Origin of the sequence: Sphingomonas sp. Leaf33, assembly GCF_001421785.1 — a bacterium.
Taxonomy (GTDB): Bacteria; Pseudomonadota; Alphaproteobacteria; order Sphingomonadales; family Sphingomonadaceae; genus Sphingomonas.
The window spans coordinates 353,028-370,354 of record NZ_LMLB01000017.1 but is presented as its reverse complement, the minus strand read 5'-3'; the positions used below and the strand labels follow the sequence as shown (position 1 = coordinate 370,354).

General features: G+C 67.1%; 14 protein-coding genes. 9 read left to right on the top strand and 5 right to left on the bottom strand.

Annotated features, from left to right (window positions below; translation table 11 throughout):
- Nucleotides 1–44: 44 nt before the first annotated feature.
- Complete coding sequence (locus ASE86_RS14935; protein ID WP_082441960.1) at nucleotides 45–2,144, bottom strand: AsmA family protein; 2,100 nt, start codon at nucleotides 2,142–2,144, stop codon at nucleotides 45–47.
- Nucleotides 2,145–2,307: 163 nt separating this feature from the next.
- Here ASE86_RS14935 and rpmI point away from each other — a divergent pair, with 163 nt between their 5' ends.
- The 8 genes from rpmI (at nucleotide 2,308) to ASE86_RS14895 (ending at nucleotide 10,349) form a co-directional block, all read left to right on the top strand.
- On the top strand, nucleotides 2,308–2,511 hold the full coding sequence (gene rpmI / locus ASE86_RS14930; RefSeq protein WP_056428647.1) for a 50S ribosomal protein L35: 204 nt from the start codon (nucleotides 2,308–2,310) through the stop codon (nucleotides 2,509–2,511).
- Between the two features lie 14 nt (nucleotides 2,512–2,525).
- Nucleotides 2,526–2,891, top strand: a complete 366-nt coding sequence (rplT, locus tag ASE86_RS14925) for a 50S ribosomal protein L20 (protein ID WP_056428644.1) — start codon at nucleotides 2,526–2,528, stop codon at nucleotides 2,889–2,891.
- Nucleotides 2,892–3,114: 223 nt separating this feature from the next.
- Nucleotides 3,115–3,492 carry a GIY-YIG nuclease family protein gene (locus ASE86_RS14920; RefSeq protein ID WP_321162997.1) on the top strand — a complete coding sequence of 126 codons (378 nt, stop codon included), beginning with the start codon at nucleotides 3,115–3,117 and terminating at the stop codon, nucleotides 3,490–3,492.
- Entirely contained in the window at nucleotides 3,489–4,571 is a 1,083-nt protein-coding gene (gene pheS, locus ASE86_RS14915) for a phenylalanine--tRNA ligase subunit alpha (protein ID WP_056428643.1), read from the top strand. The genes ASE86_RS14920 and pheS overlap by 4 nt, the downstream gene beginning before the upstream one ends.
- On the top strand, nucleotides 4,568–7,036 hold the full coding sequence (gene pheT / locus ASE86_RS14910) for a phenylalanine--tRNA ligase subunit beta (protein ID WP_056428640.1): 2,469 nt from the start codon (nucleotides 4,568–4,570) through the stop codon (nucleotides 7,034–7,036). Before pheS ends, pheT begins: the two co-directional genes overlap by 4 nt.
- Nucleotides 7,037–7,155: 119 nt before the next feature.
- Nucleotides 7,156–7,890 carry an SDR family NAD(P)-dependent oxidoreductase gene (locus ASE86_RS14905; protein WP_056429119.1) on the top strand — a complete coding sequence of 245 codons (735 nt, stop codon included), beginning with the start codon at nucleotides 7,156–7,158 and terminating at the stop codon, nucleotides 7,888–7,890.
- A complete protein-coding gene (locus tag ASE86_RS14900; protein WP_056428637.1) occupies nucleotides 7,890–8,759 on the top strand; it encodes an aldose 1-epimerase family protein in 870 nt (289 codons plus the stop codon). Before ASE86_RS14905 ends, ASE86_RS14900 begins: the two co-directional genes overlap by 1 nt.
- A gap of 114 nt (nucleotides 8,760–8,873) precedes the next feature.
- Entirely contained in the window at nucleotides 8,874–10,349 is a 1,476-nt protein-coding gene (locus ASE86_RS14895) for a peptide chain release factor 3 (RefSeq protein WP_056428634.1), read from the top strand.
- A gap of 131 nt (nucleotides 10,350–10,480) precedes the next feature.
- Here the strand turns inward: ASE86_RS14895 and ASE86_RS14890 are convergent, their stop codons facing one another.
- Together ASE86_RS14890 and ASE86_RS14885 are read right to left on the bottom strand one after the other, a co-directional pair.
- Complete coding sequence (locus tag ASE86_RS14890; RefSeq protein ID WP_056429117.1) at nucleotides 10,481–11,701, bottom strand: spinster family MFS transporter; 1,221 nt, start codon at nucleotides 11,699–11,701, stop codon at nucleotides 10,481–10,483.
- Nucleotides 11,702–11,907: 206 nt separating this feature from the next.
- Nucleotides 11,908–14,241 carry a TonB-dependent receptor gene (locus tag ASE86_RS14885; protein WP_056428633.1) on the bottom strand — a complete coding sequence of 778 codons (2,334 nt, stop codon included), beginning with the start codon at nucleotides 14,239–14,241 and terminating at the stop codon, nucleotides 11,908–11,910.
- A 383-nt stretch (nucleotides 14,242–14,624) separates the two neighbouring features.
- On the opposite strand from ASE86_RS14885, the gene ASE86_RS14880 reads away from it, so the two are divergent.
- Nucleotides 14,625–15,278: a TetR/AcrR family transcriptional regulator gene (locus ASE86_RS14880; RefSeq protein ID WP_056428630.1), complete on the top strand. Its 654-nt coding sequence runs from the start codon at nucleotides 14,625–14,627 to the stop codon at nucleotides 15,276–15,278.
- A 147-nt stretch (nucleotides 15,279–15,425) separates the two neighbouring features.
- Here the strand turns inward: ASE86_RS14880 and ASE86_RS14875 are convergent, their stop codons facing one another.
- Together ASE86_RS14875 and ASE86_RS14870 are read right to left on the bottom strand one after the other, a co-directional pair.
- Complete coding sequence (locus ASE86_RS14875; protein WP_056428627.1) at nucleotides 15,426–16,598, bottom strand: metallophosphoesterase; 1,173 nt, start codon at nucleotides 16,596–16,598, stop codon at nucleotides 15,426–15,428.
- Nucleotides 16,565–17,296, bottom strand: a complete 732-nt coding sequence (locus tag ASE86_RS14870) for a YgfZ/GcvT domain-containing protein (protein WP_056428624.1) — start codon at nucleotides 17,294–17,296, stop codon at nucleotides 16,565–16,567. The genes ASE86_RS14875 and ASE86_RS14870 overlap by 34 nt, the downstream gene beginning before the upstream one ends.
- Nucleotides 17,297–17,327: the final 31 nt, after the last annotated feature.

Below are 17,327 nucleotides of genomic sequence, written 5' to 3'. Positions count from 1 at the left end.
CACGCCGTCTGACGGGTTTGCCGGCGCAATCCAACGCCGCCCGTTCAGAATATTCCGAGGAACTTCTTGCGCTGTTCCTTGCGCTCGCCCTTCGTCCGGTTGCCGTCTTCGGCTGTTGCGGTCGTGCCCCGGCCGACATCGTCACGCGGCTCGCCCTTGGTCGTGCGTTGCGCGCGCGCCGTCGCGCCGGCCAGGACCGGGCCGCAGGCGGCGGACTTCGCATCGCCCACATCGACGAATGCCAGCACACCGGCGAGCGGGGTGGCGACCAGGCTGAGGCCCAGCCCCGCGCCTGCCCGGCCGACGAGTTCGGGGCCGATCACATCGACGCCCGGCGCGGCGAAGGTGCCGCCGATACGCACCGGGGACTGGCCGGCGAACAGGCTGAACTTCTTGGAATCCGCGCGGAAGGCCAAGTCGATGCTCTCGTTGCGGAACGAAAATCCGCCGCGGCCGAGCATGACGTTCTTTTGGGTGTCGATCAGGATCGGATCGGCCGCCGCTACACCTCGGCGCACGGTGAAACCGACCAGGCCGCAGTTGATCTGCACCGGCTCCTTCAACCGTCCCTCGAACATCTTTTGGGCGAAAGTTCCGATGTCGAGTTCGGACAATTGGACGTTGCGCGTCCAGAAACTTCCCGCCGGCAGGACAAAGGCGATGCGACCGCGTGCCGATGCGAGCGTCGCATGGATGGTGTCGCCGCGCCCGTCGAGGTCGATCCGCCCGCGCACCGTACCGCTCGTCCCCGAATCCTCAACGCCCCAGCCGGCTAGCAGCCGCCCGAGTGGAGTCGGCGCGAGGCGGATGTCGTAGCTCGCCGCAGTCGGGCGCTGACGGGTGTCGAACAGGATGTCAGACGCGACATTGCCGCGCGCCATCGCAAAGGTGAACGGCGACAGCGACAGGCGCCCGCGGTTCAGGTCGAGCCGGACGCTGACATCCGAAATGGGGATGCTGCGCGATCGCACGGTGCGGACGGTCCAGTCGGCCTTGGCATCGAAGCGCTGCATCGCCGCGATCGGGAAGGTCGCGTCGGGCAGCAGACGCGCGGGCGCCGCACCCGTCTCCGCCGCGGCGGCCATCGCACCCTTTGCCGCAACAGTGTCGGGGTTGTAGCCGATGAACGGTGCGGCATCGATGATGTCGAGCGTTCGCGTGGCGAGCGTCGCGGTCAGCAGCAATCGCTCGCTGCTGGCGTCCGCGGTGAACTTCCCCGACAGATCGCTGTCGCCGAACGTGCCGCGCAATCCGGTGAAGGCATAGACGTCACCCGACTTCACCATGTTGGCCGACAGACGATAGTCGCGCGTCTGCGGGATGATGACGCCGATGATGTCGAGCAGCCGCGCAAGGTTGGGACCACGCGCGGTCGTGCGCAGCGGCACGTCCTCGATATCCGCAAGACTGGGCAGCGTGCCACCGACGGTGATGACATTGCCGGCGGCTCGCGCACGCAGGATCAGCTGGTTGCGCCCCCGCGCGGCCGTTTCGTTCGGCGACAGCAGCGCTCCGGTGACGGTGAACGGCGTCGCTCGCGCCACGCCGTCGCCCGAAAAGCGCACTGAATCCTCGATCCGCGTCCCGGTCGAGCGGACCGTTTCGAACCCCAGGTCGGTCAGTAGTTGCAGCCGCGCGTCCTTGTAGCGCAGCGTGGTGCCGACGACGGTCGCGCGGTCGATGATCGGGAACTGGACGGGTTTTCCCTTGCTCTCGCTGAACGTCCAGGTGTTGGTCCGGTGCTGCGAGTCCCATTCCAGGTCGATCGCGGCGCCCCGCAGGTCGAGGAACCGCGCGTGTTTGCGGCCGAAAAGCAGCGACAGCGGCGCGATGCGGGTGTAAATCGAATCGGCGGCGAACAGGTACGGCCTGGTCGCGTAGGACGGATTTGAAATCGTCATACGCTCGGCGACCAGCTTCAGGTCGAACAGGTCGAAATAAAGCTGGAAATCGCCGCCGACACGGACCTCGCGGTTGGTCAGCCCGCCGACGACACGCTCGAACGTCGGGCGTAGGAACCGGCCTTGGGTGACGTAGAGCACACCCCAGACCAGCACCAATATGCCCATCGCGGACACGACGACTGACAGCGCGGCGGCGAGCGGCGTCCGGATCGGCAGTCGGGGCGCAGTCGTGTCGGCCATGGAACGGTTCAATCCGCGGCCTGGGCACGAGTTCCCGCAGCGCGGTTGCTTTCCTGTCTGCCTTGAGTTAGGGGCGCCGCTTCCGCGATTTTGAATACGGAAATGGCCTGGCCAGTGTGGGCTGCCAGGGCTGTTCGGAAATCGCCCAGACGAAAGGACGAAAATGCCCAAGCTCAAGACCAAGAGTGGGGTGAAGAAGCGCTTCAAGTTCACCGCCACCGGCAAGGTCAAGCACGGTGTCGCGGGCAAGCGCCACCGCCTGATCAGCCACAACGCGAAGTACATCCGCCAGAACCGGGGCACCTCGGTGCTCGCCGATGCCGATGTGGCACATGTGCGCCAGTGGGCGCCGTACGGCCTGCGCTAAGGGAGCCCTGAGATATGGCAAGAGTGAAGCGGGGTGTTACCACCCGTTCGAAGCACAAGCGGATTCTGGATCAGGCGAAGGGCTATTATGGCCGTCGCAAGAACACCATCCGCATCGCGCGTCAGGCCGTCGAAAAGGCTGGCCAGTATGCGTACCGCGATCGTAAGGTCAAGAAGCGGACCTTCCGTGGTCTGTGGATCCAGCGCATCAACGCCGGCGTCCGCGCCGAGGGTCTGACCTATTCGCAGTTCATGCACGGGCTGAAGCTCGCGGGCATCGAACTCGACCGGAAGGTCCTGGCCGACATCGCGATGCACGAAGGCGCCGCGTTCAGCGCGATCATCGCGCAGGCGAAGGCGGCCCTGCCTCAGGCCGCGTAAAGCACGCCTGACGCATGTGACGTGAAGGGGCGTCGGTGGGCATACCACCGGCGCCCTTTTCGTTCTTGCCCTCCACACCTTCCCTTGATTTCGTCATCCCTGCGAAGGCGGGGATAAATTGGCGCTGGTCCGGGTGAGGAAGCGATGCGGCAGCCAGAATTGATCCCCGCCTTCGCGGGGATGACGATGGCTGGTGTCGGGATGATGAAAGAGGACGGGGCAAATGACGCCGAGGGGAATGAGACCGGAAAAGCAACCCTGCGTCTACATCCTCGCCAGCGGGCGATGCCGTGACCTTTACACCGGCGTTACATCAAACCTGATGGCCCGCCTGCACCAGGACCGCTCGGGCATCACCAAAGGCTGGGCCTACGACAAAGGCGCCGTCCATCTCGCCTGGTACGAACTCCACGGCGACATGGACTCCGCGATCACCCGCGAAAAGCGCATCAAACACTGGAATCGCGACTGGAAGCTCAATCTGATCGAGCGATCCAATCCCGAATGGGTTGACCTCGCCATCGGCTTGGGGTTCGAGCCAATCGCAAGTTCAGCGACTATTGATCCCCGCCTGCGTGGGGATGACGGGATAGCAATGTGACCACCGACCTCGACCAACTTCGCGCCGATCTGCTCGCCAGCATCGACGCCGCCGGCAGCCTCGACGCGCTCGATGCCGTGCGTGTGCACGCACTGGGCAAGCAGGGGGCCGTGACCGGCCTGCTCAAGACGCTGGGCGGCATGAGCCCGGAGGAGCGCCAGGAGACGGGCCCGCGCATCCATAACCTGCGCGAAGCGGTGACCGAGGCGATCGCCACGGCCAAGTCGACCATGGAGCGTGCCGCGCTCGACGCGCGGCTGGCGGGTGAGACGCTGGACATGACGCTTCCGGTCGATCTGCCCACCACTGGCGGGGTGCATCCGGTCAGCCAGGTGATGGACGAGCTGGCCGAGATCTTCGCCGACCTGGGGTTTGCCGTGGCGACCGGGCCGGAGATCGAGGACGACTGGCACAATTTCAGCGCGCTCAACATTCCCGAGACGCATCCCGCACGCGCGATGCACGACACTTTCTATCTGGCCGGCGAGCATGAGCGGCCGATGGTTCTCCGGACGCATACGTCGCCCGTGCAGATTCGCGCCATGAAGGCGGCGGGCGGCACCAACCCCATCCGCATCATCGCGCCCGGCCGCACCTATCGTTCGGACTCGGACGCGACCCACACGCCGATGTTCCATCAGGTCGAGGGCCTCGTCATCGACAAGGGCATCACCATGGGCCACCTGAAGTGGACGCTGGAGACGTTCCTGAAGGCGTTCTTCGAGCGCGACGACATCGTCCTGCGCCTGCGCCCGAGCTATTTTCCCTTCACCGAACCCTCGGCCGAAGTCGATGTCGGTTTCTCCGTCGTCAACGGCAAGCGCGTGATCGGCGGCGCGGAAGGGTGGATGGAAGTGCTGGGCTCCGGCATGGTCCATCGCAAGGTGATCGCGGCAGGCGGCTATGACCCCGATGAGTGGCAGGGCTTCGCCTTCGGCTGCGGGATCGATCGTCTGGCGATGCTCAAATACGGAATGGATGACTTGCGCGCGTTCTTCGACGGCGATTTGCGCTGGCTGAAGCATTACGGCTTTGCGGCACTCGACGTACCCACGCTGTCGGGAGGAGTCGGCGCATGAAGTTCACCTATGCCTGGCTCAAGGAGCATCTCGACACGTCGGCAACCGTGGACGATGTCGCCGACGCGCTGACCCGCATCGGCCTGGAGGTCGAGGGTGTCGAGAACCCGGGCGCCAAGCTCGCGCCCTTCCGCGTCGCGAAGGTGCTGTCGGCCGAGCGTCACCCGCAGGCGGACAAGCTGCAGGTGCTGTCGGTCGATGCCGGCGACGGACCGATGCAGGTCGTCTGCGGCGCGCCGAACGCGCGCGCGGGCCTGGTTGGCGTGTTCGGTCCTCCCGGTGCGTACGTCCCCGGCGCCGACATCACGCTGAAGGTCGCCGCGATCCGCGGGGTCGAATCGAGCGGCATGATGTGCTCCGCGCGCGAACTCCAGATCGGCGAGGGGCATGAGGGGATCATCGAGCTTCCCGCCGATGCGCCGGTCGGTACGCCGTACCCGGACTATGCCGGGCTCGACGACCCGGTCTTCGATATCAGTGTCACGCCGAACCGCCAGGACTGCATGGGCGTCCGCGGCATCGCTCGCGATCTGGCGGCGGCGGGATTGGGGACGCTGAAGCCGCTGGCCGATGTATATGCCGGCCACCTCTCCACCGTTCGGGCTGAGCTTGTCGAAGCCCTGCCCTTCTCGTCGAGCGATAACAAGGACAGTCCTTCGACAAGCTCAGGGCGAGCGGGAGAGGAAATTGCTCCTGTCGTCGGCGCAGGCCCCGGCCCCGACGTGCGCACGGATGACCCCGAGGCCTGCCCTGCCTTCTATGCCCAGGCGGTCCGCGGCGTCGCCAACGGGGCGTCGCCCGACTGGATGCAGGCGCGGCTGAAAGCGATCGGACAGAAGCCGATCTCGGCGCTGGTCGACATCACCAATTATGTGATGATCGACCTCGGTCGCCCGCTGCATGTGTATGACACGGCGAAGCTGTCGGGCGGGCTGGTCGCGCGCAGGGCGGCGGCGGGCGAGCAGGTGCTGGCGCTGAACGGCAGGACCTACATGCTGTCCGAGGGCATGACCGTCATCGCCGACGGTGCCCAGGTCCATGACATCGGCGGCATCATGGGTGGCGAGGATTCGGGCGTCAGCGAAACGACGACCGACGTGGTGATCGAATGCGCCTATTTCACGCCGGAAAGCATCGCGCGGACGGGCCAGAAGCTGCAACTGACCAGCGACGCGCGCCAGCGGTTCGAACGTGGGGTCGATCCCGCGTTCCTCGACGCGGGCCTCGCCATCGCGACGCGGCTGGTGCTCGATGTCTGCGGCGGCACCCCGAGCGGGATCACCCGCGCCGGCACGCCGCCGACCGAGCCCAAGACGCTGACCTACGACCCGCAGCTTGCCGAGCGGTTGGGCGGCCTCATCGTCGCCGAGGATCGCCAGCGCGCGATCCTGGAGAGCCTGGGGTTCGGCGTCGCCGACGACTGGACCGTCATCGTTCCGACCTGGCGCCGCGACGTCGACGGCCCGGCCGATCTGGTCGAGGAGGTCATCCGCATCGAGGGGCTCGATAACGTCCCCTCGACCCCACTGCCCCGGACGCCCGGCGTCGCCCGCCCGACCGCGACGCCGATGCAACTGATCGAACGCAAGGTCCGCCGCACCGCCGCCGCTCGCGGGCTGTCGGAAGCGGTGACGTGGAGCTTCATCAGCGAGCGCGAGGCCGCGGCCTTCGGGGGCGGTGCGTGGACGCTCGCCAACCCGATCAGCGAGGACATGAAGGTCATGCGCCCCTCGCTGCTGCCCGGCCTGCTCGCCGCAGCGGAACGCAACGCGAAGCGCGGGGCGACCAGCATCAAGCTGTTCGAACTCGGTCGGCGGTATCTGGCGGATGGCGAGCGTCTGACGCTGGGCGTCGTGCTAGCCGGCGACGCGCGCCCGCGGGGCTGGGCGCAGGGCAAAGCGAAGACCTTCGATGCGTTCGACGCCAAGGCCGAGGCACTGGCACTGCTCGAGGCCGCCGGCGCCCCTGTCGCGAACCTGAAGGTGATGGGTGAAGCCGGCGAGACCTGGCACCCGGGCCAGTCGGCGACCTTGCGGCTGGGGCCGAAGACGGTGCTCGCCGCCTTCGGGATGCTCCACCCGCTGACGCTGAAGGCGTTCGACCTGTCGGGCGACGTGGCAGCGGTCGAAATCTACCTCGATGCGCTACCGCCCAAGCGCTCGACGGGCTTCATGCGCCCCGCCTACACCCCTCCCGCGTTGCAGGCGGTAACGCGTGACTTCGCCTTCCTCGTGCCGGCCGGGCTGAAGGCCGGCGACCTCGTGCGCGGGGTCAAGGGCGCGGACAAGGGAACGATCGTCGACGCCCGGCTGTTCGACCGCTTCGTGAAGGACGATCAGGTAAGCCTGGCCGTCGAGGTGACGCTGCAACCGGGTGCGAAGAGCTTTACCGACGAGGAATTAAAGGCGGTTGCCGACAAGGTCGTCGCGGCGGCGGCCAAGCTTGGGGCGGTATTGCGCGCCTGACCACCGTCATCCCCGCGGGGCAGAGATCAATAGTCGCTGAAGGTCGTGAAACTCACTGCGGCCAGCCAGAATTGATCCCCGCCTCCGCGGGGATGACGTTTGAAGATTTGGAGACGTACATGCCAACCGTCCTCATCACCGGTGCAACCTCGGGCATCGGCAAGGCCGCGGTCGAGGCGTTCGCCGATTCCGGGTGGCACGTCGTCGCCACCGGCCGCCGCGCCGACCGGCTGGAGGCGCTCCGGTCGGACAATGTCCATACCCTCGCCTTCGACATTCGCGACGATGCCGCGCGCGATGCCGCGATCGACAGCCTGGAGGGGCCGTTCGCCGAGATCGATCTTCTCATCAATAACGCAGGCCTCGCGCTGGGGCTGGAGCCGGCGCAGAAAGCGTCGCTCGCCAACTGGCGGACGATGATCGACACCAACGTGACCGCGCTGGTCGCGATCACCCACACGCTGCTGCCCGGCATCGTCGCGCGCAAGGGGGCGATCATCAACCTGTCGTCGGTCGCCGCGACATATCCCTACCCTGGCGGCAACGTGTATGCGGGCACCAAGGCCTTCGTCCGCCAGTTCAGCCTGGACTTGCGCGCCGATCTGCACGGCACCGGGGTGCGCGTGACATCGATCGAGCCGGGCATGGTCGAAACCGAATTCACCTTGGTCCGCACCGGCAGCCAGGATGCGTCGGACAAGCTGTACGGCGGCGTGAACCCGATGACGAGCGAGGACATCGCCGATACGTTGCTGTGGGTCGCGACGCTGCCGCCGCACCTGAACATCAACACGCTTGAGCTGATGCCGACCAACCAGTCGTGGCAGGCGTTTGCCGTGCACCGGGAGGGGTGATGGCGGACTGGATTTCCTTCGGGTCGGAGGCTCTGCGCGCCGAGGTCAACCCTCATGGTGCGGAACTGTCGTCGCTGATCGACAGCGACGGGGCGGAGCTGATGACGAATGCCGACCCGGCATACTGGACCGGCCGCGCGCCGATCCTGTTCCCGATCGTCGGCGCGGTGGCGGAAAATCGCTACCGGCTGGACGGGCGCGAGTATCAGCTTGCCAAACACGGCTTCGCACGGCGGTCGATGTTCGAGGTCGTCGGCGTCGACGACGACCGTGCGACGTTCCGGCTGGAAGCGTCCGAGGCAACACGCGCGGCCTATCCGTTTGACTTCGCGCTGACGGTCGACTTCCGGATCGTCGAAGCGACGCTGACGATCACCACGACGCTGGCCAATTCGGGGATACGCGACCTGCCGGCGAGCTTCGGCTATCATCCCGCCTTCGCCTGGCCGCTGCCATACGGCGGCGCCAAGACCGATCACCACATGGTGTTCGATACGCCCGAGCCCGGCGCGATCAGCGAATTGTCGCCCGACGGCCTGATCGCGGGCAAGCGCGCCAGCCCGCTCGACGGGCCGGTGCTGACTCTGCGCGACGACCTGTTCGCCGACGACGCGCTGATCTGGTCGCCGGTCGAATCGCGGGGGCTGACGTACGGCGTCGAGGGGCAGCCCGGCTTGCGGATCGAGTGGGACGCGCCCGAGCTTGGCATCTGGACCAAGCCCGGCGCATCGTATGTCTGCGTCGAGCCATGGTGGGGCGAGGCCGATCCGGCAGGCTTTTCGGGCGAGATCTGGGAAAAGCCGGGCATCCTGCGCGTGGCACCGGGCGAACACCGGATATTCACGATGTCGGTGACGCTGACCGCCTGACCCTTCCAACTCCCGTCGTTCCCGCGTAGGCGGGAACCCATCTCCCCCGCTCTCCCTCCGGCCCATGCCGGAGATGGGTTCCCGCCTTCGCGGGAACGACGATGGATTTTGACGATGACGACTGCCCAGCCCCGCCGCACCTTCGCGATCATCTCGCACCCCGACGCCGGCAAGACGACGCTCACCGAAAAGCTGCTGCTGAAGGGCGGCGCGATCCATCTGGCCGGCGAAGTGAAGGCGCGTGGACAAGCCCGCCGCGCGCGGTCGGACTGGATGAAGATCGAGCAGCAGCGCGGCATCTCGGTCACCTCCAGCGTGATGACGTTCGAGCGCGACGGCATCACCTTCAACCTGCTCGACACGCCGGGCCACGAGGATTTCAGCGAGGACACATACCGCACGCTGACCGCGGTCGATTCGGCGATCATGGTCATCGACGCCGCCCGCGGGATCGAGGCGCAGACGCGCAAGCTGTTCGAGGTCTGCCGTCTGCGATCGGTCCCGATCATCACCTTCATCAACAAGGTCGACCGCGAAGGACTGAGCCCGTTCGAGCTGCTCGATGAGGTCGCCGACAAGCTGGCGCTGGATGTCGCGCCGATGATGTGGCCGATCGGCATGGGCGGCATGTACCAAGGCCTCCACGTCATGGGCGACGATACGTCCGCCCTGCCGGACGCGATCCGGGACGAGGTCGAGCTGGCACAGGCCGGCTATCCCGAGTTCGACGTCGAAGCCTATCGCAACGGCGACCTGACGCCGGTGTTCTTCGGCTCGGCGTTGCGCGAATATGGCGTCGATCAGCTGATTGCGGCGATCGCCGAGCACGCGCCGCCGCCGCACGCGCTGCCGGCCGAGCCCGCGCCGGTGTCGCCCGACAATCCGGACGTCACCGGATTCGTGTTCAAGGTCCAGGCCAACATGGACCCCAACCACCGCGACCGCATCGCGTTCATGCGGCTGGTGTCGGGCACGTTCAAGCGGGGCATGAAGCTGACGCCGTCCGGGTCGGGCAAGCCGATCGCGGTACATTCGCCCATCCTGTTCTTCGCGCAGGCCCGCGAAGTCGCGGACGAGGCGTTTCCGGGCGACATCATCGGCATCCCCAACCACGGCACGCTGCGCGTCGGCGATACGCTGGCGGAAAAGCCCGGCGTGCGCTTCACCGGCCTGCCCAACTTCGCGCCCGAAATCCTGCGGCGCGTGGTGCTGAAGGACCCGACCAAGACCAAGCAGTTGCGCAAGGCGCTCGACGATCTGTCGGAAGAGGGCGTGATCCAGGTGTTCTATCCCGAAATCGGGTCGAACTGGATCATCGGCGTGGTCGGTCAGCTTCAGCTCGACGTGTTGCTGTCGCGCCTGGACGCCGAATACAAGGTCGCCGCGGGGCTCGAACCCTCGCCCTACGATACCGCGCGCTGGGTCGGCGGGGATGCGGGCGAGGTGAGGACGTTCATGGACCAGAACAAGGGCGCCATGGCCAAGGACCGCGATGGCAACCCGGTGTTCCTGGCGAAGAGCGCGTGGGAGGTCGGGTACATCGCGGACCGCTATCCCGCGGTGACGTTCGCGGCGACGCGGGAGCGATAAGCGCTCCCCCCGTCATCCCCGCGCAGGCGGGAATCAATAGTCGCTGAACGTGCGGATAGAACCGAGAGGCCAGCCAGAATTTATCCCCGCCTTCGCGGGGATGACGGCAGATGGCGATGACGGCGGAGGGTTCAGACCTCCACCCAATCCTTCCGCAGGTGCTTGACCGCCAGCAGCATCAGCACCGCCGCGATCAGGTAGAAGCCGGTCGCCGCGATCAGCGAATAGCGGAGTGACTCGGTGCCGTATCGCGCGGTCATCGCATCCGACATCGCGCCCATCACCCAGCTGCCCGCACCGAGACCGATCAGGTTGTTGATGAACAGGAAACACGCGCTTGCGGTCGCGCGCATCTGCGGCGGGACCAGGTTCTGCACCGCGGTCGTTACCGGCCCCAGCCACAGGATGTTGAGCCCGTTGGGCACCAGCAGGAACGCCCAGGCGAGCCACGGAGAGCCGCTCCAGAAGCCGGCGGCGAACAGCGGCAGCGTGATGAGCCAGGCGATGGCGGGCAGCTTGGCATAGTTGCCGCGATCGCGCGTGCCGAGCTTGTCGGCCAGATAGCCGCCGAGGAACACCCCCGCCGTCCCGCCGATCAGCAGCAGCGAGCCGACGAACTGCGACGCGCCGATCAGGTCGAAGCCGAAGCTGCGGATCAGCAGCGACGGCACCCAGAAGGCGAGGCCGTAACCGCACATCGAGCTGAAGGCCGCGGCGAACGCCATCAGCCAGAAGCTGGGCTTGCGCGCGAGGATCGGGAACACCGCCGATACAGGCACGCGCTGCACCGGCGCCGGCCCCGCGACATCGGCACCACCGCGCGCGGGCTCGCGGACGACGAGGCGGAAGATCGGTGCGATTACCAGCCCCGCCACGCCGACGATGATGAACGCGGTCCGCCAGTTGACGTTCTGCGCAATGTAGCCGCCGAGCAGAGCGCCCGCCGCCAGACCGATCGGGATGCCGAGCGAATAGATCGCCAGCGCGCGCGAGCGGCGTTCGGGGGGGAAATAGTCGGCGATCATCGCGTAGCTCGGCGCAACGCCCCCCGCCTCCCCCACGCCGACGCCCAGCCGCGCGAGGAACAGGCTCCAGAAACCGGTCGCCAGGCCACACAGCGCGGTGAAGCCGCTCCAGATCGCGAGACTGACGGTGATGACCCAGCTGCGGCTGGTCTTGTCGGCAACGACCGCCAGCGGCACGCCCAGCGTCGAATAGAGCAGCGCAAAGGCGATACCGCCCAGCGCGCCGAGCTGGGTATCGGTCAGCCCCAGATCCGCCTTGATCGGCGCGACGAGGATGCCGAGGATCTGCCGGTCGAGGAAGTTGAAGGTGTAGACCAGCAACAGCATCGCCAGCACGGTATTGGCGTAGCGGCGCGTGGGTGGGGCGGCCTGCCCCGCTCGAATGGTCACGCTGAAACCTCTCCCGTTCGTGCTGAGCCTGTCGAAGCACCGTACTTTATGCCGCAAGGTTCGCCCGAGTGTATCGCAGTACGATGCTTCGACAAGCTCAGCACGAACGGTGGGAGGGAGAAAGTCTCCCTCCCCCATGTCGATCAATACCGAGCCGTCACCGAGAACATCACCTGGCGCGGATTGCCGTAATAGGCCGTCAGCACGCCTTCGCTGCCCAGCGTCGGGATGTACGCGCCGGCCGCAGTGCGGTTGAAGTCGCCGGTGTCCGGGTTCTGCGACAGGAAGTTGTAGCCCGACACGATGTAGCGCTTGTCCGTCAGGTTGCGGCCATGCAGGCCGAACGTCAGGTTGCGGTTCAGGTCGTAGGTCAGGTTGGCATCCCACAGCGAATAGCCCGGCTGGTCGAGCATCGGCGTGCGCAGTTCGAACTGCTGGCTGGCGCTGCGATAGCTGACCGTGGTCGATGCGCCGAGCGTGCCCGGGCCGACCGGCAGCGATGCCGCGAACGTGCCGCTGGCGGTCCAGTCCGGGGTGTTCTGGATGCGGCGGCGGCTGGCGACGTCGATCCCACGCGCATCGATGAAGCGTGTGTACTTCGCATCAAGATAACCGCCGGTCCCCGACAGCGTGATGCGGCTGCCAGCGCCGGCGAAATCGCGGGCGAGCGTTGCGTTCACTTCCGCCTCCAGACCGTTGATCCGCGCGCGACCGGCGTTGGTGGTCACGCCGATGAAGGTCTGCTGGCCGTTGACGGTCGTGCCGATCGATCCCGGCACCTGCACGTCCTTGTACGCCGCGTGGAAGGCGGCGAGCGCGAAGTTCAGGCGGTTGTTGAGGACGCTCGCCTTGTACCCGACTTCATAGCTGTCGACCGTTTCGGGATCGAACGACAGGAAATCATAGACCTGCGCCGCGGTGCAGGTCGCGCCGGCCGGCGTGCGGCAGGCGGTCGACTGGCCGCGCGGATCGAACCCGCCGCCCTTGAAGCCCTTCGAATAGGACGCATAGATGTTATGGTCCGGCGTCGGCTTGAAGCTGACGGATGCGCGCGGCGTGAACTTGCTGAACGATGCGTCGCCGCGGAAGTCCGACGTGGTTGCGAACAGCGTGCCGGTGCCGCCGAAGAACGGCGACCCGCCGCCCAGGAACGTCTGGCGCAACACCTGCGCCTTGCGGTTATCCCAAGTGTACCGGCCGCCGACCGAGATGCTGAACTGGCGCGAAAAATCATAGGTCGCATCGCCGAAGATCGCGACCGTATCGGTCTTCACGTCGCCGAAGGTCAGCGCGGTGACGCCGCCGGGCAGGCGCACGTCGAACACGGTCCGCGCCTTCGCATCGAGGTAATAGAGCCCTGTCAGCAGCGAGAGCCCGCCGGTGTTGACCAGGATCTGCGCTTCCTGGCTGAACTGTTCGTTGTTGTAGAAGCTCGGCACGTCGACCTGGACCGCAGGCAGCGCATCGAAGTCGATCGGCGTCGCGGTATCGTCCTTGCGATATCCGGTGATCGATCGGAACGTCAGCCAGTCGGCCGGGCGCAGCTCGGCAAAGAACGATCCGCCATAGGCTTCGACCCGCTGCCGCGGCGTCACCAGCGCGCCGCGGCTGTCGTAGACGTCGGCCAGCACCGGCGTCCCGCTGACGATGCCCGGGATCAGGCGGTGACCGCCGCGCGGGGCCGAGCGGTCGAGTGTATAGTCGCCCGACAGGCGGAAGAACGCCTGCGACGACGGTTCGAACTGCAGCGTGCCGCGACCCGCCCAGATGTCCTTGTCGTAATTTTCCAGACCCGTCGTCAGATTCTGGCCGAAGCCGTCACGCGTCAGCCGCGCGACCGCGCCGCCCAGCTTGAATCCGCTGTCGCCCAGCGGGACGCTGCCCGACAGCACGCCGTCGATCTGGTTGTACGAGCCGTACGTGCCCTTCGCCATGATCGTCGGGTCATTGCCCAGCCGCCGGGTCACGTACTTCACCGCGCCGCCGATGGTGTTGCGGCCGTAGAGCGTGCCCTGCGGCCCGCGCAGCACTTCGACCCGCTCGACATCGTAGATGTCCATGACCGCCGCCTGCGGACGGTTGAGGTACACGTCGTCGAGATAAAGGCCGACGCCCGCCTCGAACCCGCCGACCGGATCCTGCTGGCCCACGCCGCGGATGAAGGCGCTGAGTGTCGAATTGGTGCCGCGCGATACTTCCAGTGTGACGTTCGGGGTCGTCGCGGCGATGTCGGTGATGTCGATCGCGCCGGCGGCTTCCAGCTGCGCGCCGGTGAAGGCGGTGACCGCGATCGGCACGTCGCGCAGGGTTTCCTCGCGGCGGCGCGCGGTGACGATGACGTCGCCGCTGTTCTCGGCCGCTTCGGCTTCGGTCTGGGCTTGCGTGCTGTCCTGCGCGGTGGCCGGTGCGGCGGCGAGAGCGGCGACGCTGGCGCCGATGGCGAGCGCGGCGCGCAGGGACGTGACGGTGCGGATCATGCTTTCCTCCCCTTTTGAATGCGCCCCGTCCGTTAAACCGGCAGGGTTGCGCATGGTTGATGAGGGTTCTACTGAAAGTTGAACCAGGTTTCAACTTGGGAAATGCGGGGAGGACAGGTGATGGCGGTCAGAACGTGGTGACATGGTTTTGACCCATCGTGATTGCCCTGCGCCGTTCGTCGGCGAGGAGCGATGCGCAGCGCGGGCTGGCGGCCCGTGCAAGCGGTGCGACGACGTCCGGCGGACGGCGCAGGGCAACCGCAAAGCGGCGGGCCGATTTTACTCTGTGGAGTCGTCCCTCGTCAGTCACGGGGGCAAAGCCCCGCTCCTTGCTCGCTCCTATCCACAAACCAAAATCGGCTCCGTCACGATGGGTCAAAACCATGTCATCACGTTCTAAGCGTGTCCCGGCGGCAACAGCATCGATCGATGCGGGCGCGGCGGCGGGCGAAGGCAAGGCACCGCGCACCGAACGCGGGCGGCGCACGCAGCAGGCGATCCTTGACGCCGCGGCGCAGGAGTTCGGCGAGCGCGGATTCCACGATGCCTCGATCAGCGACATCACGCGGCGTGCGGGCGTCGCGCTCGGCAGCTTCTATACCTATTTCGATTCGAAGGACGCCGTGTTCCGCGCGCTGGTCGCGCACATGTCGGGTCAGGTCCGCGATCACGTCGCCCCCGGCATCCGTGCGGCAAAGGACGGGATCGACGGCGAACGTGCCGGTCTGGCGGGCTTCCTGGGCTTCGTGCGCGAGCACAAGGAAATCTACCGCATCATCGACGAATCCGAATTCGTCGACCCTGACAGCTTCCGCCGTCATTACGCCACGACCGCCGATCGTATCCGCCACCGCCTGACCGCCGCCGCCGACCGCGGCGAGCTCCGCGCCGACGTGGGCGAGGTCCACGCCTGGGCAATCATGGGAATGAACGTGTTCCTGGGACTGCGCTACGGCGTGTGGGACGCCGACGTGCCGGCGGACGAGGTGGCGGCGACGGTCGCGGCGATGCTGCGGCGCGGGCTGGCGGTGGAGTAAGGGCCCTCGCCCCCCCTTTTCCCCGTCATCCCCGCGGAGGCGGGGATCAATTCTGGCTGAACGTGGTGAGACTCACATCCTTCAGCGACTATCGATCCCCGCCTTCGCGGGGATGACGGTGGCGAGGGATGATGGAGGCGAGCTATGTCATTGTCGCCTGAGCGTGATCCGCGTCAGCTCCGACGGCCGCCCGAGCCTCAGAGCGAAGCCCGGCCACAGCGCAGTGCCGTTGTTCACGTACAGCGTCATGCCGCCGACCGTGTAGCGCCCGGACACGAAGCCGTTGTTGGCCGGCGCGACCATCCGGTCGAGCCCGACGATCATGCCGCCATGCGTGTGCCCCGACAATTGCAGCGCCACGCCCGCGGCCGCGGCCTTGCGTGCCTCGCGCGGCTGGTGGTCGAGCAGCAGTACCGGCACGCCCGCTGGGGCGCCGCTCAGCGCCGCAGTCAGGTCAGGCCCCGCCTGCCCAACGCTCGGCGCCGACACGTCGGTGACGCCGGCCAGCACCAGCGCCCCCTCCCCGCGCCGCAGCAGGCGATGCGCATTGGGCAGCAGGGCGATACCCATGTCGCTCAGGTGCCGCATCCACGCGGCGTAATCGAAGAAATATTCGTGGTTGCCCGGTACCGCATAGACGCCGTCCGGCGCGCGCAGGGCCGCGAGCGGGGCCACATCGTCGCGGCGCATCGCGACCGATCCGTCGATGAAGTCGCCCGTCACGACGATCAGGTCGGCGCCCGCGGCGTTGGTCCGCTCGACCACCGCCTGCGCCCAGTCTCGCGGAAACAAGCGGCTGATGTGCAGGTCAGTCAACTGGATCAGGCGATAGCCGTCGAATTCGCGCGCCAGCCCCGGCACGGCGATCTCGACATCCTTGATCGGCGGCACGCGGATCGCGTTGGCGACCCCGACCGCTGCCAGCACCCCTGCGACGCCACCGATCGCATAGCGCGCCGCATCGGGTGCCGCGACCCACTCGCGCCGCAGCGCCGCGGTCGCCAGCGTGCCGATGTCGAGCAGGATCTGCAGCACGGCAAGCAGCACGATCGCGCCGAACGCCCAGTTGAACGCGATGACGACGGCGCGCGGAAATTCCGGCGCGAACACCGAGCCCGACGACAGCCGGCTCCACAGATGATATTGCGACGCGGCGAGCAGGACCGCCGTCAGCACCAGCTTGACCGGCAGGGCGAGTGCCAGCGGCCAGATCCAGCGCGCGATGACCAGCACGGCCGGCACCGCAAAGAACAGATGAAAAATGGTGGCTCTCCCCGTGGCGTGCGTCAGTCGGCCGCGTGAACGGCGGCGTCGAGCCATGCCGGGCGGAGCGCGTCGCCCAGCGCCTCGACACGGCGCAACTCGACCATCAGCTCCAGCTCCGGATAGCGCGCCCGCACCCGGTCACCGCCCTCCGCGATCGGTGCCACGACCAGCCGCCGGTTGACCTTCGCGCGGTGGTGCATCCGCGCGGTGTTTTCCTGGCCGACATAGCAGCCCTTGGTGAAGCTGACGCCGTTCAGCTCGCGCGCATTGCATTCGAGCCAGAGCGTCGCGTCGCTGCCCAATTCCTCGACGCCTTCGGTCACGCCCAGCGACAGCCGATGCGCGCGCCAGGCATTCGACGCATCACCGTCCCCCGCCGCCGCCGCCAGCCAGCGCCGGCCAAGCGCGGCCAGGCGCGGGTCGGGAACGCCGGTGTCGCCGTCCGGCGACCAGTGGACCGACAGATCGACCGGCGCGATGTCGATCGCGCGACGCAGGCGATACAGCGTCAGCCGCCGCATCAACGCGTCCCGCTGGCTCGGCTGGCAATCGACTAGCACGCCGCCCTCACCATCGTCCCACAACAGGAAATCGAACAGCGCCTTGCCCTGCGGCGTCAGCAGTGCGGCCCATTGCGGCGCATCGGGTGCGACGGCGCCGAGGTCCTGCGTCACCAGGCCTTGCAGGAAGCCGCGCGGATCGTCGCCGGAGACGCGGAACACACGGCGGTCGGCAAGGGTGGTCTCGGTCATGCGAACTAGGTAAGCGGCCGGGGACCATTTC